Here is a 25,543-nt window from a genome sequence, read left to right as displayed (position 1 = left end):
AGTGACCGTTGGACGACGAGCAGACCGTGCGGCTGACCGCCTGGGCGCGCGGCAGGGTGCAGGGCGTCGGCTTCCGGTGGTGGGTGCGGGCGCGGGCACTGGAGCTCGGCCTGGCCGGCAGCGCGAGCAACCTGGCCGACGGCCGCGTCGAGGTGGTGGCCGAAGGTGGCCGGGCGGCCTGCGAAGAGCTGCTGGAGCTGCTGCGCGGTCCTGGGACCCCGGGACGTGTGGAGGGGGTCACCGAGCGCTGGAGCGCCGCTCGCGGCGGCCTGGACGGTTTCCAGGAAAGGTGACCGGGTAGGGCGACCCGATTTGCACCTGCTAGAATAGGGGCGACATGTTGTTACCGGCCCGTGATGTCCATCTTGACCAGGACGCCGGCCGGTGCGACTCTAGACGATACGCGCACCGACATCATTCTTCGTGCGCGATTCCTGCTGGTTACTCAGCGTGGAGGACCCTTAGTCATGGCGAAGGCTCTACTCGGCCACGTCGGCGGTCCCGACCCCCGTATGGTGTCGGAGATGCGACGTCTTCAGCAGCGCGTACGCGACCTTGAAGCCGAGCTCGCGCGGCTTCAGACGGAGAACGACGCACTCGCGACGGCGTCGGGCGACGAAGTGGTGTCGCTCGGTGTGAAGGACCGCGAACCGGCGCTGACCTGATGTCGGCGCCGTTGACCTGAGAAGACGGGGACGCCGGCCCACGGCGTCCCTTATGTATGCCCGACTCCGCGGCTGACCGCGCCGGTCAGGGCAGGTGCCGGCCGATGAAGGCCAGCCTGCCCGGCGTGCGGCGCCGCCAGTACGCACCGTCGTGGCAGCCACCGAACAGGCCGCCCTCCGGCCGGGGACTCATCCGGCCGAGGGCGTCCCGCACGACCGGGGCGAAGGGATCGCTGGTCCCGCAGTCGATCCACAGCGGGATCGGCCGCAGCCGGTCCAGCCGCGCCACCACGTCGTGCCGGGCGAAGTCGGCCTCGTCGTCGAAGGAGCCCGGGTTGGCGGCGCGGGCCTTGGCGTACGACCGGAACAGCGCGGGCGACGACACCGCGGCCACGGCGACCCGCCGGGGCCCGAGCGCCTGCGCCAGCAGCAGCGCGCCGTAGCCGCCCATCGACCAGCCGCTCAGGCCGATCCGGTCGGTGCGCAGGCCGAGCCGGCGCAGCCGGGGCAGCACCTCGTCGGTGACCATCTTCTGCGGGTCGTCGCCGTTGGCGCGCCGGTGCCAGTAGGTGTCGCCGCCGTCCAGGCCGACCAGCGCGAACGGCGGTGCGCCGTGCGCGACGGCCTGCGCGAGGTAGGCGTGCAGGTTCATGCCGGACAGGGCCGAGGAGTCGCTGCCGAGGCCCGGCAGCACCAGCGCCACCGGCAGTCCCTTCAGGGCGTGGCCGCGTGGACTGGCGACCGTGAACGCGACGTCGCGGCCGCGTGCCGCCGAGCGGAACCGCTCGGTCCGCACGTCGGCGCGTTCGGCGGGCACGGGCGGGGTGTCACCGCACTTGCCGAGGGCCCGGTCCAAACGCACCTTCCCGGGCAGCACCTCGGCCTCCACCAGCCCGGCCATGCCGGCGCCGGCGAGTCCCGCCGCGCCCGCGCCGCCGAGGCCGGCGAGGAGAACGCGCCGCCTGGTGAGTCCCGTCATGCCGTTTCCCTCCGCAAATGCTGGTCACTGTAGGGGATGGTGTCTCCTGCGGTAATCAAGGGTTCACCCTGGCCGGGCCGGTATCGTTCCCTTCCTAGTCACGGGGCGAGGCCATGGAGGGGGACGGCGGGCACGTGTACCTGAAGAATCTGACGCTGCGCGGTTTCAAGTCGTTCGCGTCCTCCACCACACTGCGGTTCGAACCGGGCATCACCGCCGTCGTCGGCCCGAACGGGTCGGGCAAGTCCAACGTCGTGGACGCCCTCGCCTGGGTGATGGGCGAGCAGGGCGCCAAGTCGCTGCGCGGCGGCAAGATGGAGGACGTCATCTTCGCCGGCACCGCCAACCGGGCGCCGCTCGGCCGCGCCGAGGTCGTGCTGACGATCGACAACTCCGACGGCGCGCTGCCCATCGACTACTCCGAGGTCACCATCAGCCGGCTGATGTTCCGGTCGGGGCAGAGCGAGTACGCCATCAACGGCGACTCCTGCCGCCTGCTGGACATCCAGGAGCTGCTGTCGGACTCGGGCATCGGCCGCGAGATGCACGTCATCATCGGCCAGGGCCAGCTCGACCGGGTGCTGCACGCCGGCCCCGAGGGGCGCCGCGCGGTGATCGAGGAGGCCGCGGGCGTCCTGAAGCACCGCAAGCGCAAGGAGAAGGCGCTGCGCAAGCTGGACGCGATGCAGGCGAACCTGAACCGCGTCCAGGACCTCACCGGTGAGCTGCGCCGCCAGCTGAAGCCGCTCGGCCGCCAGGCCGAGCTGGCCCGCAAGGCCGCCGTCATCCAGGCCGACCTGCGCGACGCCCGCGCCCGGCTGCTCGCCGACGACCTGGTCACGCTGCGCACCAGGCTGGAGCAGGAGGCCGCCGACGAGGCCTCCATCCGCGAGCGCCGCGCCGAGACCGAGCGGTCGCTGGCCGAGGCGCAGGAGCGCGAGGCGATGCTGGAGGAGCAGGAGGCCGTCGAGGCGCCCAAGCTCGCGCTGGCGCAGGACACCTGGTTCCGGCTGTCGGCGCTGAAGGAGCGGCTGCGCGGCGTCGCCGACCTGGCCGCCGAGCGGCACCGCAACGCCGCCGAGGCGCGCGACGACGAGCGGCGCGGCCGCGACCCCGAGGACATGGAGCGCGAGGCCGTCGCGGTCCGCGAGCAGGAGGAGATGCTGCGCGCCGCGCTGGAGGAGGCCCAGGACGGCCTCGCGGGCGCGGTCGAGGAACGTTCCGGCGCCGAGGAGGCCCTGACGGGCGAGGAGCGGCGCCTGCAGGCCGCCGCCCGCGCCGCCGCCGACCGCCGCGAGGAGCTGGCCCGGCTGCGCGGCCGGGTGGAGGCGCTGCACAGCAAGGCCCAGGCGGGCCGGTCGGAGATCGGCCGGCTCGGCGACGCGCGCGACGAGGCCGCGCAGCGCGCCGAGAACGCGCAGGCCGACTTCGAGGCGTTCGAGGCCGAGGTGGTGGAGGACCCCGCCCTCGCCGCCGAGCACGAGCTGGCGCAGGAGGCCCTCGCCACCGCCAAGGACGCCGCCGAGGCCGCCCGCGCCGCCGTGGACGGGCCCCGCCAGGAGCTGAAGGAGGCCCGGCAGGCCGTCGCCGCGGCCCGGTCGGCCGACCAGGCCGCGCAGAAGGACGTCGCCGCGCTGCAGGCCCGCATCGAGGCGCTGAACCTGACCCTGGCCAGCGCCGCCGACGGGGGCGAGACCCTGCTGGCGGCCGGTTCGGACGGCTCGCTGGACGGCGTGCTCGGCACGGTCGCCTCGCTGCTGACCGTCCGCCCTGGTTACGAGACGGCCGTCGCCGCCGCGCTCGGCAACGCCGCCGAGGCCATCGCGGTCGGTTCGCTGGACACCGCCGAAGCCGCGCTGGCGCTGCTGCGCGCGCGCGACGCGGGCCGTGCGGGGCTGCTCGTCGGCGGGGGAGCGGTGGCGGACTTCCCGCGTGTCGCGGGCGCCGACTACGCGATCGACGCGGTGACCGTGCCGGACGCCGTCGCGCCCGCGCTGCGGCACCTGCTGCGGGACGTGGTCGTGGCCGACGACGTCGCCGGCGCCGCCGCGCTCGTCCGCCGCGAGCCGTCGCTGCGGGCCGTCACCCGCGAGGGCGACCTGGTCGGCGCGCACTGGGCGCAGGGCGGCGCGGCGGGCGGCGCGCAGAGCCTGCTGAAGATGCGCGCCACCCTGGACCAGGCCACCGAGGACCTCGCCGCCGCCGAGACCGCCGCCGAGACCGCCGCGGACGCCCTCGCTGAGGCCGCCGAGGCCGAGCAGCGCGCCCAGGCCGCGCTGGACGCCGCGCAGGCCGCCGCCCAGCAGGCCCAGACCGGCGTCAACCAGGCGCAGGGCGACCTGGACCGGGTCCGCGCCCGGGTCCGCGAGTTCGACGCCCAGGCCGCCCAGGAGGCCAAGCGCGCCGCCCGGCTGGAGGCCGACGTGCGCGCCGCCCGGGGCGAGGTGGAGCGCCTCACCAAGGCCCTGGACGCCGCGACCGAGTCGCTGGAGCGCGACACGCAGGCCGCCGAGGAGCTGGCGATGCGCCTGGCCGAGTCCGAGGAGGCCGCCGAGGTCGCCGAGGAGGCCGGCTACGACACCGACCTGCGCGACGAGCTGAACGCGCGCGTCCAGGAGCTGCGCTCGGCCGAGATGGAGGCGCGGCTGTCGGTCCGCACCGCCGAGGAGCGCGTCCAGGCCATCGCGGGCCGCGCCGACGCGCTGGAGCGCGGCGCCCGCCGCGAGCGCGAGGAGCGCGCCCGCGCCGCGCAGCGCCGGGCCCGCCGCGAACGCCAGGCCAGGACCGCCGAGGCGGTGCTGGCAGGCGCCCGCACCGCGCTCGCGCGCATCGAGGTGTCGCTGGCCGCCGCCGTCGAGCAGCGCGAGGCCGCCGAGCGCGCCCGCGCCGCCCGCGACGCGGAGCTGAAGGTGGTGCGCGGCCAGGTCCGCGAGCTGTCCAGCACGCTGGAGCGGCTGGTCAACGTCGTGCACGGCAGCGAGGTCGCGCGCGCCGAGCAGCGGCTGCGGCTGGAGCAGTACGAGCAGCGCGCGCTGGAGGAGTTCGGCCTGGAGGTCGAGGCGCTGGTCGGCGAGTACGGCCCCGACCAGCCCGTCCCGCCCGGCCCCGAGGCCGCCGAGGACGCCGCGCCCGCCCCCTACCGGCGCGAGGAGCAGGAGAAGCGCGCCAAGACCGCCGAGCGGCAGCTGAACCAGCTCGGCAAGATCAACCCGCTGGCGCTGGAGGAGTTCGCGGCGCTGGAGGAGCGGCACGCCTTCCTCACCACCCAGCTGGAGGACCTGAAGAAGACCCGCCGCGACCTGCTGAACGTGGTCAAGGAGGTCGACGAGCGGGTGCAGCAGGTGTTCGCCTCGGCCTACGCCGACACCGAGCAGCAGTTCTCCCGGATCTTCGCCCGGCTGTTCCCCGGCGGCGAGGGCAGCCTGTCGCTGACCGAGCCCGAGGACATGCTCGCCACCGGCGTGGAGGTCTCGGCGCGGCCGCCGGGCAAGAAGGTCAAGCGGCTGTCGCTGCTGTCGGGCGGCGAGCGCTCGCTGGTCGCGATCGCGTTCCTGGTCGCGGTGTTCAAGGCCCGGCCGTCGCCGTTCTACGTGCTCGACGAGGTCGAGGCGGCGCTGGACGACACCAACACCCAGCGGCTGATCACCGTCTTCGAGGAGCTGCGCGAGTCGTCCCAGCTCATCATCATCACCCACCAGAAGCGCACCATGGAGGGCGCCGACGCGCTGTACGGCGTCAGCATGCGCGGCGACGGCGTCACCCAGGTGATCAGCCAGCGGCTGCGCGAGCACGAGCCCGCCTGACCCCTTCATGGGGAGACCCGGGACGAAAGGTGACGGTGTCCGGGGCGGCGGCGGGCGCCCGCGCCGGTAGCTTGCCGGTGTGGTGCCCTCCGGAACGGCCCGCCTGTCCGCGGTGGTGTGCGTGCTCGCCGTCGGCTCTACGGCGCACGGCTGCGCGGCGCGCGGCGACGCGCGGACGGCCGCCGCCCGCTTCGGCTGGGGCCGCCCGGTGGCGGCGGAGGATTTCCGCGGCCGCTCCCTGGACCCCCGCGACTGGGACGTCTACGACGGGCCCGGCCACGCCGGGAAGGGCCGCCGCTCGCCCCGCGCGGTCAGCGTCCGTGAGGGCGTCATGACGATCACCGGCAGGCGGAACGGCACCACCGGCGGGGTGGCCTGGCGGCGCGGCGCGCAGAAGTACGGCCGCTGGGAGGCGCGGATCCGGATGTCGCGCGGCTGCGCCTGCTACCACCCCGTCCTGCTGCTGTGGCCGACCCGCGGCGGTGGCGGCGTCACCCCGCGCGGCGAGAACGGGGAGATCGACTACGTCGAGACCGCCGACGACGGCCGCCGCGCCGCCACCTCCTTCTTCCTGCACGCCGGGACGGCCCGCAACGAGCGCGTCCGCGACACCCGCGTCCCGGCCGACCTCACCCGCTGGCACGCCTTCGCCGTCTCCTGGACGCCCCAGGGCGTCAGCGGCTACCTGGACGGCCGCCGCTGGTTCCACACCGGGGACCGGCGCATGCTGCCGGCCGGCGAGATGGGCCAGACGATCCAGCTCGACTGGTTCCCCGGCGAGCGCGGCCGGACCGCGCGCGGCGTCGACCGGGACGCCCCGGCGACCCTGCAGATCGACTGGATCAGGATGTACGCCCCGGATCGGTGACCCGATCGTGTCCGGTGCATGACCGCCCGTCTGGAAAACTGGGGTCGCTATGGAATACGTGATCCTCATCGCCGGGCTGGCCGCCCTCGCCGTCATCGTCGGCGGAGTGCTGTTCCTGCGGCCCTCCCGCCGCAAGCCGCGCCCGCCCGTGGAACCGTCGGAACGGCCCGCCGACATCCTGCCCGGAGGGGCCACCACCCTCCCCGAGGAGGAGCGCACGGCGCCGCCGGCCGAGCGCGCGCCACCGGCCGGGACCGTACCGGCCAGGCCCTCGGTCGAGATCGAGAAGCCGCCGCCCGGCGCCGGCCGGCTGGTGCGCCTGCGCGCCCGCCTCGCCCGGTCGCAGAGCGGCTTCGGCCGGACCCTGCTCGGCCTGCTGTCGCGCGACGTGCTCGACGACGAGGCCTGGGAGGAGATCGAGGACACCCTGATCGGCGCCGACATCGGCGTCTCGGTCGCCCGGCAGGTCACCGACGACCTGCGCACCCGGGTCCAGGTGCTCGGCACCCGCTCGCCCGAGGAGGTGCGGGCGATGCTGAAGGAGGAGCTGGTCAAGCAACTCGGCCCCGACTTCGACCGCTCCCTGCACGCCTCGCCGCACGGCACCCGGCCCGCGGTGCTGATGGTCGTCGGCGTCAACGGCACCGGCAAGACCACCACCTGCGGCAAGCTGGCCCGGGTGCTGGTCGGCGACGGCCGCACCGTGCTGCTCGGCGCCGCCGACACCTTCCGCGCCGCCGCCGCCGACCAGCTGGAGACCTGGGGCTCGCGCGTCGGCGCCCCGGTCGTGCGCAAGGGCGAGGGCGCCGACCCCGCCAGCGTCGCGTTCGACGCGGTCAAGCAGGGCATCGACGGCAAGGTCGACACCGTCATCGTCGACACCGCCGGGCGGCTGCACAACAAGGCCGGCCTGATGGACGAGCTCGGCAAGGTCAAGCGCGTCATCGAGAAGCAGAGCCAGATCGACGAGGTCCTGCTGGTGCTGGACGCCACCACCGGCCAGAACGGCCTGCAGCAGGCCCGCGTGTTCGCCGAGGTCGTCAACGTCACCGGCGTGGTGCTGACCAAGCTGGACGGCACCGCCAAGGGCGGCATCGTCGTCCAGGTGCAGCGCGAGCTCGGCGTGCCGGTCAAGCTCGTCGGCCTCGGCGAGGGGCCCGACGACCTGGCCCCGTTCGAGCCCGAGGCGTTCGTGGACGCCATCCTGGGGGACTGACCCCGGGCCGGAGCACCGGAGCGCCCCGTTCGCGACGATCGTCGCGAACGGGGCGCTTTGCCGTTTCCGGGAGGAAAAGCGACCGCGGCTTCATTCGCGTCGTCTGGCCGAGGTCGGCCACGGTATTTCGGGGCAAAGGCTTCCCTATCGCCGCCGTTTCCTTCGCAAAAGCGGGAATTGTGACTGGTGAGGTCTTCGAAACACGGGGGAAACATACGGAGGTGGGGTTTCACGCCGCGGAAACACAAGAGCCGTCCAGGCGAAACCGCCGCCCAAGAGTCTTCGGACATCTCACAGTTTCCGGCCGAGGAGGGCTCTCGCCACGATGAAGATCGATACCGGTGCCACCGCCTGGATGCTGGCGGCCACGGCGCTCGTGCTGCTGATGACGCCGGGCCTGGCGTTCTTCTACGGCGGCATGACGCGGGCCAAGGGCGTCCTCAACATGATGATGATGTCGTTCGGCAGCATCGTCAGCGTGACCGTCCTGTGGGTGCTCTTCGGCCACTCGATCGCGTTCACCGACAACGGCAGCTCGTTCGTCAACAAGTTCGTCGGCGGTTTCGACGCCGTCGGGCTGAAGGGCGTCGCCACCCAGGTCTCCGAGGGCCTGCTGAAGGACCAGTCCGACAACATCCCGACCATGGTGTTCTCGGCCTTCCAGCTGACCTTCGCGATCATCACCGTCGCACTGATCAGCGGCGCGATCGCCGACCGCGCCAAGTTCGGCGCCTGGATCACCTTCACCGTCGCCTGGGCGGCGCTGGTCTACTTCCCGGTCGCGCACTGGGTGTGGGGGACCGGCTGGCTGAACAAGCTCGGCATCGAGGACTTCGCCGGCGGCACCGTCGTGCACGTCAACGCCGGCGCCGCGGGCCTCGCCCTGGCGTTCGTGCTCGGCAAGCGCCGCGGCTGGCCGAAGGAGCCGATGCGCCCGCACAACCTGCCGTTCGTCCTGCTCGGCGTCGGCCTGCTGTGGTTCGGCTGGTTCGGCTTCAACGCCGGCTCGGAGCTGGCGGTCGACGGCACCACGGGCCTGGCCTTCATGAACACCCAGATCGCCGCCGCCGTCGCGGCCGGCGCCTGGATCGTGGTGGAGAAGCTGCGCGACGGCCACGCCACCACCCTCGGCATCGCCTCGGGCGCCGTGGCCGGCCTGGTCGCCATCACCCCGGCCTGCGGCTTCGTCGACCCCTGGGCGGCGGTCGTGCTCGGCCTGGTCGCCGGCGCCGCCTGCGCCTACGCGGTCGGCCTGAAGTACAAGCTCGGCTTCGACGACTCCCTCGACGTGGTCGGCGTGCACCTGGTCGGCGGCGTCATCGGCGCGGTCTCGCTCGGCTTCCTGGCCGCCTACCCGTTCCTGCCGGGCCAGCACAAGGGCCTGCTCTACGGCGGCGGCGCGCACCAGCTCGGCCTGCAGGCCCTCGGCCCGGTGGTCATCGGCCTGTACTCGTTCATCATGGCCTGGATCATCGGCAAGATCATCGACAAGGTGATCGGGTTCCGGATCGACGAGGAGAACGAGGTGGTCGGCATCGACGTCACCACCCACGCCGAGAGCGCGTACGATCTCGCTCCGGCACACGGCGGCGGCACCACGAGCGCCCTCAGTGCGGCGTCGGTCGCCGAGCGGAAGGTTGAGGCGGAGGCATGAGGCTCATCACGGCGATCATCAAGCCGTTCAAGCTGGACGAGGTCAAGGCGGCCCTGGAGGCCTTCGGGGTCAAGGGCCTGACCATCAGCGAGGCCAGCGGCTACGGCCGCCAGAAGGGCCACACCGAGGTCTACCGGGGCGCCGAGTACAAGGTGGACCTGGTGCCCAAGCTGCGGATCGAGGTGCTGGTCGAGGACGAGGACGCCGACGACATCATCGACGTCATCGTCAAGTCGGCCCGCACCGACAAGATCGGCGACGGCAAGGTCTGGGCCGTCCCGGTCGAGACCGTGGTCCGGGTCCGCACCGGCGAGACCGGCCCGGAAGCCCTGTAGGGAACCGCGTGACCCTCGCGCACACCGGCGGTACCACCGAAGCGGCCCGCGCAGCCCTGGCGGCTGCGCGGGCCGCCCGCGCCGAAGAGCTGGACCGCTGGCTCACCGGCCTCCTGGCCAAAGCCGCCGAAGCGGCCGCCCCGCCCGGCGACGCGGCCGAACCGTCCCCGGCCGGCGGCACCGGCGGCGGTCCCGCCGATGACGGCCTGCTGGACGGCATCGCGCTCGTCGCGGTGGGCAGCCACGCCCGGCGCGAGCTCACCCCCGGCGGGGACCTGGACCTGGTGCTGCTGCACCGGGACCGGGCGGGCATCGCCGAGATCGCCGACCGCCTCTGGTACCCGATCTGGGACTCGGGGCCGCGGCTGGACCACTCGGTCCGCACCGTCGCCGAGGCACGGGAGGTCGCCCGCACCGACATGAAGGCCGCGCTCGGCCTGCTGTCGGCCCGGCTGATCGCCGGCGACCCGGGCCTGGCGGCCGAGCTGCGCACCGCGGTGCCGGCCGACTGGCGCGCCGACGCCCGCCGCCGGCTCGGCGAGCTGGCCGAGCTCTGCCGGGCCCGCTGGGAGGCCCAGGGCGAGCTGGCCTTCCTGCTCGAACCCGACCTCAAGGAGGCCCACGGCGGGCTGCGCGACGTGCAGGTCATGCAGGCCGTCGGCGCCTCCTGGGTGGCCTCGGCGCCGGACGCGCGGGTGCGCGCCGCGCACGACCTGCTGCTGGACGTCCGGCACGCCCTGCACGAGGTCACCGGCCGCTCGTCCGACCGCCTGGTCCTGCAGGAGCAGGAGGCCGTCGCACGGCTCCTGGCCATGCTGGACGCCGACCAGCTGCTGCGCGCCACCACCGAGGCCGCGCGCACCGTCACCCACGCGGGCGAGCTGCTGTGGCGCCGCGTCGAGCGGTTCCGGGCGCCCCGGCGCGCCCCCGGCGGCGGCGTCGAGCGCCGCCCGGTCGGCGACGGCGCCGTGGAGCAGGACGGCGAGGTCGTGCTGGCCCGTAACGCCGACCTCAAGGACCCGGCGCTGCTGCTGCGCGTCGCCGCCGCGGCGGCGCACGCCGGCCTCCCGCTCGCCCCGGCCACCGTGGACCGGCTCGCCGAGCACGCGGCACTGCCCACCGCGCCCTGGCCCGCCGCGGCCCGCGACGCCCTGGTGTCGCTGCTCGGCGCGGGCCCGGCCGCCATCGGGGTCTGGGAGGCGCTGGACCAGGCCGGGGTGGTCACCCGGCTGCTGCCCGACTGGGAGCGCGTCCGCAACCGGCCGCAGCGCAACCCCTTCCACCGCTACACCGTGGACCGCCACCTGGTGGAGGCCGCCGCCGGCGCCGCCGCGCTCACCCGCGAGGTGGCCCGCCCCGACCTGCTCCTGGTCGGCGCGCTGCTGCACGACATCGGCAAGGGCTGGCCCGGCGACCATTCGGTCAGCGGCGCCGTGGTGACCCGCGACCTGGCCGCCCGCCTCGGCTTCCCGCCCGGGGACGTGGACGTCCTGGAGGCGCTCGTCCGGCACCACCTGCTCCTCCCCGAGGCCGCCACCCGCCGCGACATCACCGACCCGGCGACGGTCGAGGCCGTCATCGCCGCCGTCGCGTCGGTCCCCGGCCGCGAACGCGAGATCGTCGAGCTGCTGGCCGCGATCGCCGTCGCCGACGGCCAGGCCACCGGCCCGTCGGCCTGGGGCACCTGGAAGGGCCGCCAGGTCGCCGAGCTGGCCCGCCGCGCCATCGCCGCGCTGTCGGGCGGCACCCCGCCGCCCCCGCCCGCGCTGCCGCCCGAGCAGCTCGCGCTGATCCGCCACGACGGCGCCGCCGTCCGCGTCGCCGGCACCCGCATCACCATCGCCGCCCCGGACCGCGCGGGGCTGCTCTGGCAGGCCGCGGGCATCCTGGCCCTGCACCGCCTGGCCGTCCGCACGGCCCGCACCGTCTCGGCGGCCTCGCCCGGCGCGGCCGCGGCCAACGGCGGCACGGCCGTGCTGGACTTCACCGCCGTGCCCGAGTACGGCACGCCGCCCGACCCCGCCGCGCTCGAGGCCGACCTGCGCCGCATGCTCGCCGACCGGCTCGACGTGGCCGGCCGGCTGGAACGCCGGGCCCGGTCGGTCCGGGTCCGGCCCGGGGTGACCGTCGCGCCGCCCCGGGTCACCATCGTGCCCGGCGCCTCCGACATCTCCACGGTGATCGAGGTGCGGGCGCACGACCGGCCGGGGCTGCTCTGGCGGATCGGGCGGGCGCTCGGCTCGCTCGGCCTGCAGGTCCGGGGCGCGCAGGTCGACACGCTGGGCGCCGAGGCGGTGGACGTCTTCTACGTCGTGGACGCGGCGGGCCGCCCGCTCGGCGACGACCCCGCCACCCTGTCCGAAGTGCGGGAGAAGGTGCTGGAAGCACTGGGCTGAGGGGTTCGCCGGGCCGCTCCGGCGCGACGGGGCGGCTCGGGGCCGGCGACCCGATAGTCTGATAGACGATCCCAGAAGCTTTCCAAGGACGGGTCCAGACACGTGTTCGAGACGCTCTCCGACCGGTTGACGACGGTTTTCTCGTCGCTGCGCAGCAAGGGCCGGCTCTCCGAGGCCGACATCAACGCGACGGCCCGCGAGATCCGTGTCGCGCTGCTCGAGGCCGACGTGGCGCTGCCCGTCGTCAAGGACTTCATCGCGCAGATCAAGGAACGGGCGACCGGGGCGGAGGTCTCGCAGGCGCTCAACCCGGCCCAGCAGGTCGTCAAGATCGTCAACGAGGAGCTCATCAATATCCTCGGCGGCGAGACGCGCCGGATCCGGTTCGCCAAGAACCCGCCGACCGTCATCATGCTCGCGGGCCTGCAGGGCGCCGGCAAGACCACCCTGGCGGGCAAGCTCGCCCGCTGGCTGAAGTCCGAGGGCCACGCGCCGCTGCTGGTCGCGGCCGACCTGCAGCGCCCGAACGCGGTCCAGCAGCTGGAGGTCGTCGGCCAGCGCGCCGGGGTGCCGGTCTACGCGCCCGAGCCGGGCAGCGGCGTCGGCGACCCGGTGTCGGTGGCCCGCCGCTCCATCGACCAGGCCAAGCACGCCCAGCACGACGTCGTCATCATCGACACCGCCGGCCGCCTCGGCATCGACGCCGAGATGATGCAGCAGGCCATCGACATCCGCGACGCGGTCGGCCCCGACGAGGTGCTGTTCGTCGTGGACGCCATGGTCGGCCAGGACGCGGTCAACACCGCCCAGGCGTTCATGGACGGCGTCGGCTTCGACGGCGTGGTGCTCACCAAGCTCGACGGCGACGCGCGCGGCGGCGCGGCCCTGTCGGTCCGCCACATCACCGGCCGGCCGATCATGTTCGCCTCCACCGGGGAGAAGCTGGAGGACTTCAACGTCTTCCACCCCGACCGGATGGCCGGCCGCATCCTGGACATGGGTGACATCCTCACCCTGATCGAGCAGGCCGAGCAGGCGTTCGACGCCAAGCAGGCCGAGCGGATGACCACCAAGTTCGCCTCGGGTGAGGACTTCACCCTGGAGGACTTCCTCGAGCAGATGATGATGATCCGCAAGCTCGGGCCGATCGGCAACCTGCTCGGCATGATGCCCGGCATGGGGCAGGTCCGGGACCAGATCAGCAACATCGACGACAAGGACCTGGACCGGGTCGCGGCGATCATCCGCTCGATGACGCCGCAGGAGCGCGCCAACCCCAAGATGATCAACGGCTCGCGGCGGGCCCGCATCGCCAAGGGCTCGGGCGTGTCGGTCGGCGAGGTCTCCAGCCTGGTCACCCGGTTCTTCGACGCGCAGAAGATGGTCCGCCAGATGGCCGGCGGCATGGGCATCCCCGGCATGCCGGGCCGCCGCAAGGCCAAGCAGGCCGCCAAGCAGGCCAAGAACAAGAAGGGCAAGCAGCGCAGCGGCGACCCGCGCAAGCGCGCCGGCGCCCCCCAGCAGGCGGAGGAGCAGCCCGCCCTGGACGGCGCGCCGCAGGGCCTGCCGCCCGGCCTCGGCGGCCAGCTGCCCCCGGGCCTGGCCGGCCAGCTCCCGCCCGGCTTCCAGATGCCCGACCTCGGCAAGCTGCAGGGCCGCAAGAAGAAGTAGCCCGTCCCGCCCGGCCGCGCCCATTCCGGGCCGGCCGGGCGGCGACATGGCCGCGTGTCACCGCCTGATTGCGCTTTCACGCCGATCGTCTGGCACAATGACATGCTGGAAACCCCGGATTCGCCAAGGCGCCCTCTCTCGTCCTGTGCGGCCGGAGTCCATCGAACGGCCGGCAGCCGGTGTCCCCACCTGGTCCAGACCGTTCACCTGTATTCAAGTCTGGAGAACACCACACCCGTGGCAGTCAAGATCAAGCTCAAGCGTCTGGGGAAGATCCGGAACCCGCAGTACCGGATCGTCGTCGCCGATGCCCGCACCAAGCGTGACGGCCGGGCCATCGAGGAGATCGGGCTCTACCAGCCCAAGCAGGAGCCCTCGCTCATCCAGGTCGACTCCGAGCGGGCGCAGTACTGGCTCGGCGTCGGCGCGCAGCCGACCGAGCCCGTGCTGGCCCTGCTGAAGATCACCGGCGACTGGCAGAAGTTCAAGGGCGAGCCGGGCGCCGAGGGCACCCTGCGCGTGGCCGAGCCCAAGCCCGACAAGAAGGCCGTCTTCGAGGCCGCCGTCAAGGAGGCCCTCGGCGACGACGCGGGCGCCGCGGCGACCAAGGCCAAGTCCAAGAAGGCCGAGCCGAAGAAGGCCGAGGCCGCCGACGAGACCACCGAAGTCAAGAGCGAGGGCTGACGTGCTCGAAGAAGCGCTCGAGCACCTGGTGCGCGGCATCGTCGAGAACCCGGACGACGTCCAGGTTCGGGCGCGCCGCCTCAGGGGCGGCCGGGTCCTCGAGGTGCGCGTGCACCCCGACGACCTCGGCAAGGTCATCGGCCGTAGCGGGCGTACCGCTAAGGCCCTGCGCACCGTGATCAGCGCCCTGTCCGGGGGCCGTTACGTGCGCGTGGACCTGCTCGACGTCAACGAGGTCCGCTGACCATGTGGCCTCGTGCCGGCCTGGCCCCGCGGGGTCGCCGGCGATGAACGGGCAGCACCTGGTGATCGGCCGGATCGGCCGGCCGCACGGGATCCGCGGCGATCTCACCATCGATGTCCGCACCGATGACCCCGAGTACCGGTTCGCGCCGGGCTCGCGGATCGCCACCGATCCCGCGGCCGCCGGTCCGCTGGTCGTGGACGGGGCCCGCTGGCATTCGGGCCGCCTGCTCCTGCGCTTCGCCGGGGTCGACGACCGCACCGCCGCAGAGGAACTGCGCGGCGTCTGGCTCGTCGTCGACCCCGCCGACGTCCTCCCCTCCGACGACCCCGACGACTTCCACGACCAGGACCTGGTCGGGCTCGCCGTGGTCACCGCCGAGGGCGAGGACGTCGGCACCGTCACCGAGATCCGGCACCACGGCCAGGACCTGCTGGTCGTGCGCCGGGCCTCCGGTGGCGACGTCCTCGTGCCCTTCGTGGCCGCGATCGTCCCCGAGGTCGACCTGGCCGGCGGACGGCTCGTGATCGACCCTCCCCCCGGACTGCTCGACCCCTCATGAGACTCGACATCGTCTCGATCTTCCCCGACTACTTCGCCCCGCTGGAGCTGTCCCTGCTGGGCAAGGCCCGGCGCGCCGGGATCATGGACGTGCACGTGCACGACCTGCGGCAGTGGACCCACGACCGGCACAACACCGTCGACGACACCCCCTACGGCGGGGGTCCCGGCATGGTGATGAAGCCCGAACCGTGGGGTGAGGCGCTGGACACCATCGCGCCGGCCCCGGCGGCGCCGCGGCTCATCGTGCCGACCCCGAGCGGGCGCCCCTTCACCCAGGCCACCGCGGCCCGGCTCGCCGCCGAGCCCTGGCTGCTGTTCGCCTGCGGCCGCTACGAGGGCATCGACTCGCGCGTCATGGCCGAGGCCCGCACCCGGATGCCGGTCGAGGAGGTCAGCCTCGGCGACTTCGTGCTCGCCGGCGGCGAGGTCGCCGTCCTGGTGATGATCGAGGCGATCAGCCGGCTGCTGCCGGGCGTGCTCGGCAACACCGAGTCGGTCTCCGACGACTCCTTCGCGCCCGGCGCCATGGAGTCGCTGCTGGAGGGGCCCGTCTACACCAAGCCGCCGGTCTGGCGCGACCGGGCCGTCCCCGACATCCTGCTGTCGGGCAACCACGGCGCGATCGCCCGCTGGCGGCGCGACGAGGCGCTGCGCCGCACCGCCCGGCACCGCCCCGAACTGCTGGCCCGCCTGGACCCGGACGCGCTGGACAAGCGCGACCGGGCGGTGCTGGAGGAGGCCGGTTTTCCGGAGCGCGGCGAAGATATGGCACACTGAAGTGTTCCGTGCGCGTTGCCGCACGGTCTGAACAAGATCCGACTTCGCGCGGCGCGACGCCCCCACCCGAATCCTCCGGGGCCTCTCGACGTCCGCGTTCGACCCATGAGGAAGCCATGCACACCCTGATCCAGGAGATCGAGAACGCCGCGCTGCGCGGCGACCACCCGGACTTCCGCCCCGGTGACACCGTGCGCGTGCACGCCCGCATCACCGAGGGCAAGGTCACCCGTGTGCAGGTCTTCGAGGGCGTCGTGATCCGGCGTCAGGGCGGCGGCGCCCGCGAGACCTTCACCGTCCGCAAGGTCAGCAAGGGCGGCTACGGCGTCGAGCGCACCTGGCCGCTCAACACCCCGCACATCGAGAAGCTCGAGGTCGTCACCCGCGGTGACGTCCGCCGCGCCAAGCTGTACTACCTGCGCAACCTGCGCGGCAAGGCGGCGCGCATCAAGGAGAAGCGCGACTTCTGAGCCGCGGCACGGCCGTGACGCCCCGGAGACCCACCGTGGTCGCCGGGGCGTCGCCCGTTCCGGCGCGGTGCGCCCGCGACACGCCGCCGTGCGCGGTCTGAGCGGCCCCGCGCCGATAGGCTGGTCCACTGATGACAGACGAGGGTGATCGGAGAGACGTGCGTTCTGAGGCCGAGGGCGCGGTGCCCGAAGAGAAGGAGACCGTCACCTCGGCCGACGAGGACACCTCCGAGGGCAAGCGCGGGAAGAAGCAGGGCTCCTTCTGGAAGGAGCTGCCGGTCCTCATCGTGGTCGCGCTCGTCCTGGCGCTGGTCATCAAGGCGTTCGCCGTCCAGGCGTTCTACATCCCCTCCGGCTCCATGGAGAACACCCTCCAGGTCGGCGACCGCGTCCTGGTCAACAAGATCGTCTACCACACCCGCGACATCGCCCGCGGCGACATCGTGGTCTTCAACGGCCTGGACTCCTGGGACCCCGAGACCCAGGTCGCCCAGCCGACCAACCCCGTCGGCAAGGTGCTGCGCGCGATCGGCGGCGCCTTCGGCGTCGCGCCGAACGAGAAGGACTACATCAAGCGGGTCATCGGCATCCCCGGCGACACCGTCAAGTGCTGCGACGCGCAGGGCCGCGTGACGGTCAACGGCGTCCCGCTGGACGAGAAGTCCTACCTGTTCACCGATCCGGTCACCCATGAGCAGAACAAGCCGTCGGAGAGCAAGTTCGAGGTCACCGTCCAAAAGGGCCAGCTCTGGGTGATGGGCGACCACCGGGAACTGTCCTGGGACTCGCGCAACCACCGCGGCGACCCGGGGGGCGGCACCATCCCGGTCAACCGGGTGATCGGCCGCGCCTTCGTCATCGTCTGGCCGCTCGACCACCTCGGCGTCCTGCCGATCCCGGGCACCTTCGAGCAGCCGGGCCTGAAGGCGGCCGCGGCGCTGACGCCGGTGGTCCCGCTCGGCCTCGGCCTGGCCGCCGCGTCCCCCCTCGGCTACCTGTACCGGCGGTTCCGCCCGCGCGCGTGACCGGCGTGCGTGTCCGGTGCGTCCCGTCCGGGACGTACGCTGCGTGGCATGAAAGGCCGTCCCCTCCGCTTCACGCCGCGCCGTGACGCCGGGCTGTACGCCTACGAGCGGGCGCTCGCGCACGGCGGGTTCGCCCCGGTCGCCGGCGTCGACGAGGCGGGCCGCGGCGCCTGCGCCGGGCCCCTGGTGATCGGCGCGGCGATCCTGCCGCCCCGCCCGATCCCGGGCCTGGCCGACTCCAAGCTGCTCACCCCGGCCCGCCGCGAGGCCGTCTACGCCGAGATCGTCGACCGCGCCGTCGCCTGGAGCGCCGTCGTCGTCTCGAGCCGCGAGATCGACCGCTTCGGCGTGCACCGCTGCAACATCACCGGCATGCGCCGCGCCCTGGCCGCCCTGGACGTCCGCCCGGCCTACGTCCTCAGCGACGGCTTCACGGTGCCGGGCCTGGACGTCCCCGGCCTCGCGGTGATCAAGGGCGACCGCGTCGCGGCCTGCGTCGCGGCGGCCTCGGTGATCGCCAAGGTCACCCGTGACCGGATCATGACCGGCCTGCACGCCCGCTACCCCGGCTACGGCTTCGACGTGCACAAGGGCTACATCACCCGCGCCCACACCGCGGCGCTGGACGCGCACGGCCCCTGCGCCGAGCATCGCTTCTCCTACGTCAACGTGGGCCGCCTGGCCCGCGGCGCCCGGACGGACCGGGCCGGTTAGCGGGCGGAAAGGCCGGGGACCGCGCACCCTGGATCGGGCGGCGGCCCCCGGCGTGTCCCGGATGGTCTTCCGCTACTGGTCGTCGGCGTAGGCGCCGGGGGCCCAGTTGGGCACCCGCCGCTCGGGCCGGGGGGACTCCTGGAAGATCAGCAGGCCGTTGCGCATGACCCCGACCCGCGGCGCCCGGTGCGCCAGGGAGGTGTCGTGGGTGACCAGGATCATGGTCAGCCGGTACCGCTGCCGCACCTCCTCCAGCAGGTCGATGATGTCGTCGCGGGTGTCCTCGTCGAGGTTGCCGGTCGGCTCGTCGGCCAGCAGCACCCGCGGCTCCTTGGCCAGCGCCCGGGCGATGCCGACGCGCTGCTGCTGCCCGCCCGACAGCTCCGACGGCAGGTGGTGGCCGCGGTCGGCGAGCTTCACCGACCGCAGCGCCTCCTGCGCGCGCTCCCGGCGCTCGTCGGGGGAGAGCCCCAGCGGGACCAGGCCCGCCTCCACGTTCTCCTGCGCCGACAGGGTCGGGATCAGGTTGAACGCCTGGAAGATGAAGCCGATCGTGGTCGCCCTGATCCGGGTGACCTCGCTCTCCTTCATCCTGGTCAGCAGGTTCCCGTCGAGCTCGACGGTGCCCGAGTCGGGCCGGTCGAGCCCGCCGAGGACGCTCAGCAGGGTGCTCTTGCCGTGGCCGGTGCGGCCCTGGATGGCCAGGAACTCGCCGTCCTCGATCACCAGGTCGAGGGAGTCGAGCGCGGTGACCAGCTGATTGTTCTTCTTGAAGGTCTTGGTGACTGAGCTGAGCCGGTACATGTCGTCCTTTCCGGCGGTTCTAGGCGACCCGGCCGAGGGCCTCGGCCGGGCGCAGCCGCGCCGCCCGCCAGCCGCCGAACGAGCCGGCGACCAGGCCGCCGGCGATCGCCAGCAGGACCGCGAGCAGGATCGCCGACAGGGTCATCGGCGCGGTGAGGTGCACGGCCACGGTGTGGGTGCTCCCCGGGGCGACCCTGGTGTTGACACCGCCGCCGCTGATGGTGCTGACCTCCGGCGGCGCCGACCCGGGGTTCTCCGCGACGGTCGCCCTGAGCTCGGGCGCGAGCCACTCGACCAGCGCCGAGCCGGCGAAGCCGAGCGCGACGCCGAGGGCCGCGCCGATGATCCCGGTGATCAGGGCCTCGCCCATCAGCTGCAGGACGATCTGGCGGCTGCGCCAGCCGATGGCCTTCAGGGTGCCGAACTCGCGCACCCGCCGGGTGACCGCGGCCAGGGTCAGCAGGCTGGCCATCAGGAACGCCGCGGCCATCGAGGCGATCGCCAGCCACCGGCCGAGGTCCTTGGCCAGGCCGGCCGCGCTGGCCAGCGAGCCGCTGACGGCGCCGGCCAGGTTCGACGACGAGGTGACCGTCGCGCCGGGCACCAGCCTGGTGACGTTCTTCTGCACGGAGTCGAGCGCTGCGCCATTGGCGGCCTTCACATAGATGGTGGTGACCCGGCCGGCGAGGGTCTTCATCGACTGGAAGGACGACAGGGCCTGCGCCGGGCCGAGGGGGACGTAGATGTTGGGGGCGTTCTGGCCCTGGCCGGCCAGGCCGATCACCGTGAACCTCTTGTTGGCCAGGACCAGGACGGAGCCGACCTTGACCTTGTTGGCGGCCGCCCAGGCGGAGTCGACCACGGCGACCCTGGCCGCGGCGTCGGCGCCGGTGAACGACCGGCCCTTGTCGATCTTGACCGAGGCGTAGGGGCCGAGGCCCTGGTGCGCCACGTCCAGCCCGTTGACGGTCGTGCTGGTGGGGATCGGCAGGCTCTTGACGTCCTTGGCCGCGGCCAGGTTGATCTTGGTGTTGGTGAGGGTCAGCCCGCCGGCGGCGGCCTGCACCCCCGGCACCCTGGCGATGTCGGCGAGCTTGGCGGCGTCCAGGACGCCGAGCCCCATCGAGGGGCCGAGGAAGTCGTGGTGCTGCGGGGTGTCGGTCGGGGTGACGACCTTGCTGTTGTCGTCGGACTTGGGCGGGGCGGTGGTGACCGTGAGGTCGGTGCCGATGCCGTAGAGGCCGTGCAGCACGGCCACCTGCGCCTTCTGCACGCCGTCGGTGGCGGCGCCGACCGTCACCACCAGGCCCACGCCGACCGCGAGCCCGAGGGCGATCACGACGGCCTGGCGCTTGCGGCGGAGCAGCTCCCGCCGCAGGTACAGCAGGAAGAAGGAGGTGCTCATGACCCGGTACCCGGCCCGCTCTGCGTCCAGGCCTTCGGCGCCTGCGCCTTGCAGGCCCCGTTGACCGCGGCCTGGAACTCCTTGGACATCATGTCGATCCCGCTGCCGGGGCCGAGTTCCGACCCCGAGCCGTTGGGGTCGGGGAACTTGGGGAAGCCGTGCGCGCGCATGCACTTGGCGAAGGCGGCGGTGTAGCCGCCCTGCCCGTTGCCGCCGCTCTTCTGGTCGTTGGACTGCCCGTTCTTGGGGGGCTTGCCGCTGCCGTTCTGCTCCTGCTGCTGGTCGCCGGGCGCGCTGGAGGAGTTGGCGGACGGCGGCGAGGCCGACACGGCGGGGTCGTCCGACCCGCAGGCCGTGCCGAAAAGGAGCAGCCCGACCAGTGTCGCGAAGGGCGCGATACTCCTTGAAATGGTCCGATACCCGCGGGCGCTGGACATCCGTGCCTCCATCAGGGTGCTTTTCACTGAACTGGCACCGAAGCTACGGGGCGGCCGATACCGAGGCGGTAACAGCCGGAAGTTACGCTGGTGTTATCGGTCGTCTGACATATTGCCAAGGTGGAATCGGGATTCGCTCGGCGGCTGCGCACCAAGAGGACGGTCCGCCTCAGGCTCACCCTTTTGCAGGGGGCGCTGTTCCTCGTCTCCGGCGCCGGCACCATCGGCATCACCTACCTGCTGGCGTCCGCCCGGTTCCCCGAGCGGCTGACCCAGGGGCCCGCGGACGCCAGCGGCCGGGGGATCACCGGGTTCGGGCCGCTCCCGCCGCAGAACCCGGGCCAGGCGCAGCAGCGGACCGACGACCTGCACACCTTCCTCACCGAGTCCGGCCTCGCGCTGGCGATCATGGTGGTGCTCTCGCTCGGCCTCGGCTGGCTGGTGGCCGGGCGGATCCTGCGCCCGCTGCGCACCATGACCGCCAGCACCCACCGGATCTTCGAGGACAACCTGCACGAGCGCCTGCCCGTGGCCGGCCCCCGCGACGAGCTGTCGGAGCTCGGCGACACCATCAACGGGCTGCTGGCCAGGCTGGAGGCGGCGTTCGAGGCGCAGCGGCTGTTCGTCGCCAACGCCTCCCACGAGCTGAGGACGCCGATCACGGTCGAACGGGCGATCCTGGAGGTGGCCCTGGCCGACCCCGGGGCCACGGTCGGCTCGCTGCGGCAGGCCTGCGCGGAGGTGCTGGACAGCAGCCGCCAGCAGGAGCGGCTGATCGACGCGCTGCTGACCCTGGCGCGCAGCCAGCGCGGCCTGGGCCAGCTGGAGCAGTTCGACCTGGCCGCCGTCGCCCGCGGCGTCGTGGCGGCGGCCGAGCGGCGCCGCGGCCCCGGCACCCCCCGGCTGCGCGCCCACCTGGATCCGGCGGCCGTGGCCGGAGACCCCCGGCTGGTCGAGCGGATGGTGGTCAACCTCGTCGACAACGCCCTGCGCTACAACGTGCCCGGCGGGACGGTCGACGTCAGCGTGGAGACCGCGGACGGCCGGGCGTTCCTGTCGGTGCTCAACACCGGCCCCGTCACCCCGGCCGAGCAGATCGACCGCCTGCTCCAGCCGTTCCAGCGTCTCAAGGCCGGCCGCGGCGACGCCTCCCAGGAGGGGTTCGGCCTCGGCCTGTCGATCGTGGCGGCCGTGGCCAAGGCGCACGGCGCGGACCTGCGGGCGAGCCCGGGCCAGTACGGCGGCCTGGAGATCGAGGTCGGCTTCCCGGCGGTGAAGCCGCCCCGGGCCACCGCGCCCGCCCGCGACCGCGGCGCGGCGCAGGGGGCGCGATGAGGTCCGGGGCGGCCCCTGGCTCACCCGAGCAGGCGCAGGTCGACCGCGTCGCCCATCGCCTGGTAGCCGGCGGCGTTGGGGTGCAGGTGGTCGCCCCAGTCGTAGGCCTCCAGCAGGGACTGCGGGTGCTGCGGGTCGCGGACGGCCCGGTCGAAGTCGACGTGGCCGTCGAAGGCGTGCCCCGAGCGGATCCAGGCGTTGACCTTCTGCCGGGTCTCCTCGCCCGCCGCGCTGAAGAACGGCGAGCCCGCGATCGGGGTGAGCGTCGCGCCGATCACGCGCACGCCGCGGGCGTGCAGCCGCGCGATGATCTGCCGGTAGCGCCCGATGATCTCGGCGGCGGTGGCCGGCCGGTTCGGGGCGAAGCAGCCCTGGTCGGGCATCCGGCCGAAGCCGATGTCGTTCATCCCCTCGTGCAGGATGACCGCCTTGACCCGGGCCTGCGCGAGCACGTCGGGCCGCAGCCGCGCCAAGGCGTTCGCCCCGAAGCACGGCGAGTCGTGGAGCAGCCGGTTCCCCGCGACGCCCTCGTTGAGGACGGCGGCGGGGCGCTCGGCGCCGCGCAGCCGGGCGGCGAGCCGGTCGGTCCACCGGTCGTCGGCGTTGAAGTCGGCGCCGAACCCGTCGGTCAGGTCGTCGCCGAACGCCACGACCGCGCGGGTGGCCCGGTCGGGCCGCACGTCCACGCCCGACAGGAAGAACCAGTTGCCGCCCGAGTCGGTGAACGCCTGCCCGCCGGCCTGGGCGGCGAAGTCGCCCGTGCCGGAGAAGTAGGTGATCTGGTTGGCCAGGCTGTGGTTGGTGGTCGGCCCGGTGTCCTCCGGCAGGTAGATGCTGACGGCCAGGTCGGCGCCGCCCGCGGTGCGCAGCGGCACCGGGTCGGTGACGGCCTCGCCGCCCTTGGGGATCACCACGCCCCTGGCGCCGCGGAAGGTCGCCTCCAGCGGCGCGGCGGCGAGCTCGGCCTCGCCCTTGGGGACGCCGACCGTGACGTGCCCGACCTTCAGGTCGTGCTGCCCGTGCGCGTTGGTGATGTGCAGCCGGACCGCGCCGCCGCCGACGCTGGTGTGCACGATCTCGCGGACGGTCTGGTCCTTGAACCCCTTGACCAGCGGCTGGCCCGGGTCGAGCAGCTCGGGGGGCGGCGCGGCCGTCGCGCTGGCCGTCCAGCTGCCCACCCAGGGCGCTGAGGCGCCGGCGTGCGCGGCCGGCGCCGTGGCGAGGGGGGCCGCCAGGGGGGTGAGGAATAGCAGCGAGATTGCGCCGGCGCGCAACCGGGAAAACGTGACTAACATCGGCTCTCTCCTGAATTCCCGAGTGATGGTCACTGTGAAATCGATCCAGGCTAGCCAGTATTTTCGGACGCCGTCAATTGCATGACCAAAAGGGGTCGTCCAACTGCGGATAAATGGCAGTTGGACAGCTCGGACAATGATTGCCGGTGCCGGGGCCTTCGGATAGGTTAATCGCGACATTGAAGCGCGGAAAAACAGAAATGCCCGGTCCCGGTGCTGGAGGTGGCGTTTTATGCTCGGTGGTCCGGGCCCTGTGATGATGCGGGGGATGGGCGGCGATCCGTCGGTGATCCGCCAGAAGATCAGGCCGGGAACGGCGCGGCGCATCCTCCCCTACACCCGCCCCTATCGCGGCGCCATCGCGGTGCTGCTGCTCCTCGGCATGTGCGAGGCGGCCAGCACGGCGGCCACCCCGCTGCTGCTGAAGGTGACGATCGACGACGGGGTCCTGAAGAACGACGTGGACCTCGTGGTCTGGCTGGCCGCCGCGGTCGCCGGGCTCGCCGTCTTCGACGCCCTGTCGGGGATCTTCCAGCGGTTCCTGTCGGCGCGGATCGGGGAACGGCTGATCTTCGACCTGCGGACGAAGGTCTTCACCCATGTGCAGCGGCAGCCGATCGCGTTCTTCACCAGGGCGCAGACCGGCGCGCTGGTCAGCCGGCTGAACACCGACGTGATCGAGGCGCAGCAGGCGATGTCCTCGCTGCTGACGATGGTGGCCTCCAGCGCCCTGTCGCTGGTGCTGGTGCTGGTCACGATGTTCTACCTGTCCTGGCTGGTGACCCTGGTCGCCATCGTGCTGATCCCGTGCTTCATCTTCCCGACCCGGCTGATCGGGCGGCGGCTCCAGCGGTACACGCGGGAGGCGATGCAGCTCAACGCCGAGATGAGCTCGATGATGAACGAGCGGTTCAACGTCGCGGGCGCGATCCTGGTCAAGCTGTACGGGGACCCCGAACGCGAGTCGCGGCGGTTCCAGGACCGGGCCGCGCGGGTCCGCGACATCAACGTCAAGACGGCCGTGTACGGGCGGGTCCTGTTCGTGGCGATGACCATGCTGGCCTCGCTGGCGACCGCCGCGGTCTACGGGATCGGCGGCAGCCTGATCATCGACGGCCGGTTCCAGCTGGGCACCCTCGCGGCCTTCGCGGTGCTGCTCAACCGGCTGTACGGGCCGATCAACCAGCTGTCGACCGTCCAGCTGAGCGTGCTCACCGCGCTGGTCAGCTTCGACCGGGTCTTCGAGGTGCTGGACCTGCGGCCGCTGGTCGCCGAGCGGCCCGGCGCGGCCGCCCTGCCCGCGGGCGCGCCCTCGATCGAGTTCGAGCAGGTGGCGTTCCGCTACCCCACCGCCGAGGAGGTGTCGCTCGCCTCGCTGGAGTCGGTGGCGCTGCCGTCCTCCGAGCGCTCGGGGGCCGGCGCGGCGGTCCTGGACGGGGTCACCTTCCACGCCCCCGCGGGCAAGCTCACCGCGCTGGTCGGGCACTCGGGCGCGGGCAAGAGCACGATCACCCACCTGGTGACGCGGCTGTACGACCCGGTCGGGGGAGTGGTCCGGGTCGGCGGGGCCGACCTGCGCGAGGTCACCCTGCGGTCGCTGCGCGAGACCGTCGGCGTGGTCACCCAGGACGCGCACATGTTCCACGACACGATCCGCGGCAACCTGCTCTACGCCCGGCCGGAGGCATCGGAGGAGGAGCTCGTCCAGGCGTGCCGGTCCGCGCAGATCTGGGAGCTGATCTCCTCGCTGCCGCACGGCCTGGACACCGTGGTCGGCGACCGGGGCTACCGGCTGTCGGGCGGGGAGAAGCAGCGGGTCGCGCTGGCCAGGCTGCTGCTGAAGGCGCCCTCGGTGGTGGTGCTGGACGAGGCCACCGCCCATCTGGACTCCGAGTCCGAGGCCGCCGTCCAGCGGGCGCTGCACACCGCGCTCCAGGGCCGGACCTCGCTGGTGATCGCGCACCGGCTGTCCACGATCCGCGAGGCCGACCGGATCCTGGTGATCGACGGCGGGGCCGTCCGGGAGCAGGGCTCGCACGAGGAGCTGCTCGCGGCGGGCGGCCTGTACTCCGAGCTGTACCTCACCCAGTTCGCGGGCCAGGAGGACGGCGCCGCCGGCCTCGCCGCGGACGCCGTTCCCCTGCCCGCCGACGGCCCGGCCGCGGGCCACGTCGACGCCGCCCGCTGACCCGCCCGCCGACC

23 protein-coding genes are annotated in these 25,543 nt (G+C 73.3%); 18 read left to right on the top strand and 5 right to left on the bottom strand.

Annotated elements, in window-relative coordinates; translation table 11 throughout:
* Positions 1 to 8: 8 nt before the first annotated feature.
* Positions 9 to 293 (top strand): acylphosphatase, encoded by a 285-nt coding sequence (locus ACRB68_RS05445; RefSeq protein ID WP_153531086.1) that lies wholly within the window; start codon positions 9 to 11, stop codon positions 291 to 293.
* 174 nt (positions 294 to 467) lie between these two features.
* The gene (locus ACRB68_RS05440; protein WP_153531085.1) at positions 468 to 665 is read left to right on the top strand and encodes a hypothetical protein; all 198 of its coding nucleotides are present in this window, start codon (positions 468 to 470) and stop codon (positions 663 to 665) included.
* A gap of 85 nt (positions 666 to 750) precedes the next feature.
* Here the strand turns inward: ACRB68_RS05440 and ACRB68_RS05435 are convergent, their stop codons facing one another.
* On the bottom strand, positions 751 to 1,644 hold the full coding sequence (locus tag ACRB68_RS05435) for an alpha/beta hydrolase (RefSeq protein WP_153531084.1): 894 nt from the start codon (positions 1,642 to 1,644) through the stop codon (positions 751 to 753).
* Between the two features lie 134 nt (positions 1,645 to 1,778).
* On the opposite strand from ACRB68_RS05435, the gene smc reads away from it, so the two are divergent.
* From smc to ACRB68_RS05365, 14 genes are all read left to right on the top strand, one after another.
* On the top strand, positions 1,779 to 5,447 hold the full coding sequence (gene smc, locus ACRB68_RS05430) for a chromosome segregation protein SMC (RefSeq protein WP_328594073.1): 3,669 nt from the start codon (positions 1,779 to 1,781) through the stop codon (positions 5,445 to 5,447).
* A 79-nt stretch (positions 5,448 to 5,526) separates the two neighbouring features.
* Complete coding sequence (locus tag ACRB68_RS05425; RefSeq protein WP_153531082.1) at positions 5,527 to 6,315, top strand: glycoside hydrolase family 16 protein; 789 nt, start codon at positions 5,527 to 5,529, stop codon at positions 6,313 to 6,315.
* 49 nt (positions 6,316 to 6,364) lie between these two features.
* A complete protein-coding gene (gene ftsY, locus ACRB68_RS05420; protein WP_153531081.1) occupies positions 6,365 to 7,531 on the top strand; it encodes a signal recognition particle-docking protein FtsY in 1,167 nt (388 codons plus the stop codon).
* Between the two features lie 325 nt (positions 7,532 to 7,856).
* Positions 7,857 to 9,185 carry an ammonium transporter gene (locus ACRB68_RS05415; RefSeq protein ID WP_153531080.1) on the top strand — a complete coding sequence of 443 codons (1,329 nt, stop codon included), beginning with the start codon at positions 7,857 to 7,859 and terminating at the stop codon, positions 9,183 to 9,185.
* Complete coding sequence (locus tag ACRB68_RS05410) at positions 9,182 to 9,520, top strand: P-II family nitrogen regulator (protein WP_153532318.1); 339 nt, start codon at positions 9,182 to 9,184, stop codon at positions 9,518 to 9,520. Before ACRB68_RS05415 ends, ACRB68_RS05410 begins: the two co-directional genes overlap by 4 nt.
* A gap of 8 nt (positions 9,521 to 9,528) precedes the next feature.
* Entirely contained in the window at positions 9,529 to 11,916 is a 2,388-nt protein-coding gene (locus tag ACRB68_RS05405; protein WP_328593790.1) for a [protein-PII] uridylyltransferase, read from the top strand.
* A 102-nt stretch (positions 11,917 to 12,018) separates the two neighbouring features.
* Positions 12,019 to 13,587 carry a signal recognition particle protein gene (gene ffh / locus ACRB68_RS05400; RefSeq protein WP_328593789.1) on the top strand — a complete coding sequence of 523 codons (1,569 nt, stop codon included), beginning with the start codon at positions 12,019 to 12,021 and terminating at the stop codon, positions 13,585 to 13,587.
* Between the two features lie 237 nt (positions 13,588 to 13,824).
* On the top strand, positions 13,825 to 14,271 hold the full coding sequence (gene rpsP, locus ACRB68_RS05395; RefSeq protein ID WP_328593788.1) for a 30S ribosomal protein S16: 447 nt from the start codon (positions 13,825 to 13,827) through the stop codon (positions 14,269 to 14,271).
* Position 14,272: 1 nt separating this feature from the next.
* The gene (locus tag ACRB68_RS05390) at positions 14,273 to 14,515 is read left to right on the top strand and encodes an RNA-binding protein (RefSeq protein WP_328593787.1); all 243 of its coding nucleotides are present in this window, start codon (positions 14,273 to 14,275) and stop codon (positions 14,513 to 14,515) included.
* A 43-nt stretch (positions 14,516 to 14,558) separates the two neighbouring features.
* Positions 14,559 to 15,077: a ribosome maturation factor RimM gene (gene rimM / locus ACRB68_RS05385; protein ID WP_153531079.1), complete on the top strand. Its 519-nt coding sequence runs from the start codon at positions 14,559 to 14,561 to the stop codon at positions 15,075 to 15,077.
* On the top strand, positions 15,074 to 15,856 hold the full coding sequence (gene trmD / locus ACRB68_RS05380) for a tRNA (guanosine(37)-N1)-methyltransferase TrmD (protein WP_153531078.1): 783 nt from the start codon (positions 15,074 to 15,076) through the stop codon (positions 15,854 to 15,856). Before rimM ends, trmD begins: the two co-directional genes overlap by 4 nt.
* 116 nt (positions 15,857 to 15,972) lie before the next feature.
* On the top strand, positions 15,973 to 16,326 hold the full coding sequence (gene rplS / locus ACRB68_RS05375) for a 50S ribosomal protein L19 (protein WP_153531077.1): 354 nt from the start codon (positions 15,973 to 15,975) through the stop codon (positions 16,324 to 16,326).
* A 158-nt stretch (positions 16,327 to 16,484) separates the two neighbouring features.
* Positions 16,485 to 17,351 carry a signal peptidase I gene (gene lepB, locus ACRB68_RS05370; RefSeq protein ID WP_328593786.1) on the top strand — a complete coding sequence of 289 codons (867 nt, stop codon included), beginning with the start codon at positions 16,485 to 16,487 and terminating at the stop codon, positions 17,349 to 17,351.
* A gap of 48 nt (positions 17,352 to 17,399) precedes the next feature.
* Positions 17,400 to 18,065 (top strand): ribonuclease HII, encoded by a 666-nt coding sequence (locus tag ACRB68_RS05365; protein ID WP_153531075.1) that lies wholly within the window; start codon positions 17,400 to 17,402, stop codon positions 18,063 to 18,065.
* A 72-nt stretch (positions 18,066 to 18,137) separates the two neighbouring features.
* Here ACRB68_RS05365 and ACRB68_RS05360 read toward each other — a convergent pair whose 3' ends face one another.
* The 3 genes from ACRB68_RS05360 to ACRB68_RS05350 are packed head-to-tail and all read right to left on the bottom strand — an operon-like array spanning position 18,138 to position 20,711.
* Positions 18,138 to 18,869: an ABC transporter ATP-binding protein gene (locus ACRB68_RS05360; RefSeq protein WP_153531074.1), complete on the bottom strand. Its 732-nt coding sequence runs from the start codon at positions 18,867 to 18,869 to the stop codon at positions 18,138 to 18,140.
* Between the two features lie 19 nt (positions 18,870 to 18,888).
* Positions 18,889 to 20,274 carry an ABC transporter permease gene (locus ACRB68_RS05355; RefSeq protein WP_153531073.1) on the bottom strand — a complete coding sequence of 462 codons (1,386 nt, stop codon included), beginning with the start codon at positions 20,272 to 20,274 and terminating at the stop codon, positions 18,889 to 18,891.
* Positions 20,271 to 20,711 (bottom strand): hypothetical protein, encoded by a 441-nt coding sequence (locus tag ACRB68_RS05350; RefSeq protein WP_153531072.1) that lies wholly within the window; start codon positions 20,709 to 20,711, stop codon positions 20,271 to 20,273. The genes ACRB68_RS05355 and ACRB68_RS05350 overlap by 4 nt, the downstream gene beginning before the upstream one ends.
* A gap of 120 nt (positions 20,712 to 20,831) precedes the next feature.
* Between ACRB68_RS05350 and ACRB68_RS05345 the strand changes: the two genes are divergently transcribed.
* Positions 20,832 to 22,046: a sensor histidine kinase gene (locus ACRB68_RS05345; RefSeq protein ID WP_207709572.1), complete on the top strand. Its 1,215-nt coding sequence runs from the start codon at positions 20,832 to 20,834 to the stop codon at positions 22,044 to 22,046.
* A gap of 20 nt (positions 22,047 to 22,066) precedes the next feature.
* Here the strand turns inward: ACRB68_RS05345 and ACRB68_RS05340 are convergent, their stop codons facing one another.
* Positions 22,067 to 23,224 carry an SGNH/GDSL hydrolase family protein gene (locus ACRB68_RS05340; protein WP_194293191.1) on the bottom strand — a complete coding sequence of 386 codons (1,158 nt, stop codon included), beginning with the start codon at positions 23,222 to 23,224 and terminating at the stop codon, positions 22,067 to 22,069.
* A gap of 385 nt (positions 23,225 to 23,609) precedes the next feature.
* On the opposite strand from ACRB68_RS05340, the gene ACRB68_RS05335 reads away from it, so the two are divergent.
* Positions 23,610 to 25,529: an ABC transporter ATP-binding protein gene (locus ACRB68_RS05335; RefSeq protein ID WP_235958746.1), complete on the top strand. Its 1,920-nt coding sequence runs from the start codon at positions 23,610 to 23,612 to the stop codon at positions 25,527 to 25,529.
* The last annotated feature ends 14 nt before the right edge of the window (positions 25,530 to 25,543 follow it).

Source organism: Actinomadura macrotermitis (assembly GCF_009604375.1).
Classification (GTDB): Bacteria; Actinomycetota; Actinomycetes; order Streptosporangiales; family Streptosporangiaceae; genus Spirillospora; species Spirillospora macrotermitis.
The sequence above is the reverse complement of the archived record's forward strand: the minus strand, read 5'-3'. Positions and strand labels throughout refer to the sequence as shown.

Coding starts and splice junctions, on each gene's coding strand:
- trmD (WP_153531078.1), top strand. CDS start 15,074: ATGAGACTCGACATCGTCTCGATCTTCCCCGACTACTTCGCCCCGCTG.
- ACRB68_RS05365 (WP_153531075.1), top strand. CDS start 17,400: ATGAAAGGCCGTCCCCTCCGCTTCACGCCGCGCCGTGACGCCGGGCTG.
- rplS (WP_153531077.1), top strand. CDS start 15,973: ATGCACACCCTGATCCAGGAGATCGAGAACGCCGCGCTGCGCGGCGAC.
- ftsY (WP_153531081.1), top strand. CDS start 6,365: ATGGAATACGTGATCCTCATCGCCGGGCTGGCCGCCCTCGCCGTCATC.
- ACRB68_RS05355 (WP_153531073.1), bottom strand. CDS start 20,274: ATGAGCACCTCCTTCTTCCTGCTGTACCTGCGGCGGGAGCTGCTCCGC.
- ACRB68_RS05360 (WP_153531074.1), bottom strand. CDS start 18,869: ATGTACCGGCTCAGCTCAGTCACCAAGACCTTCAAGAAGAACAATCAG.
- ACRB68_RS05350 (WP_153531072.1), bottom strand. CDS start 20,711: ATGTCCAGCGCCCGCGGGTATCGGACCATTTCAAGGAGTATCGCGCCC.
- ACRB68_RS05440 (WP_153531085.1), top strand. CDS start 468: ATGGCGAAGGCTCTACTCGGCCACGTCGGCGGTCCCGACCCCCGTATG.
- rimM (WP_153531079.1), top strand. CDS start 14,559: ATGAACGGGCAGCACCTGGTGATCGGCCGGATCGGCCGGCCGCACGGG.
- ACRB68_RS05435 (WP_153531084.1), bottom strand. CDS start 1,644: ATGACGGGACTCACCAGGCGGCGCGTTCTCCTCGCCGGCCTCGGCGGC.
- ACRB68_RS05415 (WP_153531080.1), top strand. CDS start 7,857: ATGAAGATCGATACCGGTGCCACCGCCTGGATGCTGGCGGCCACGGCG.
- ACRB68_RS05335 (WP_235958746.1), top strand. CDS start 23,610: ATGGGCGGCGATCCGTCGGTGATCCGCCAGAAGATCAGGCCGGGAACG.
- ACRB68_RS05410 (WP_153532318.1), top strand. CDS start 9,182: ATGAGGCTCATCACGGCGATCATCAAGCCGTTCAAGCTGGACGAGGTC.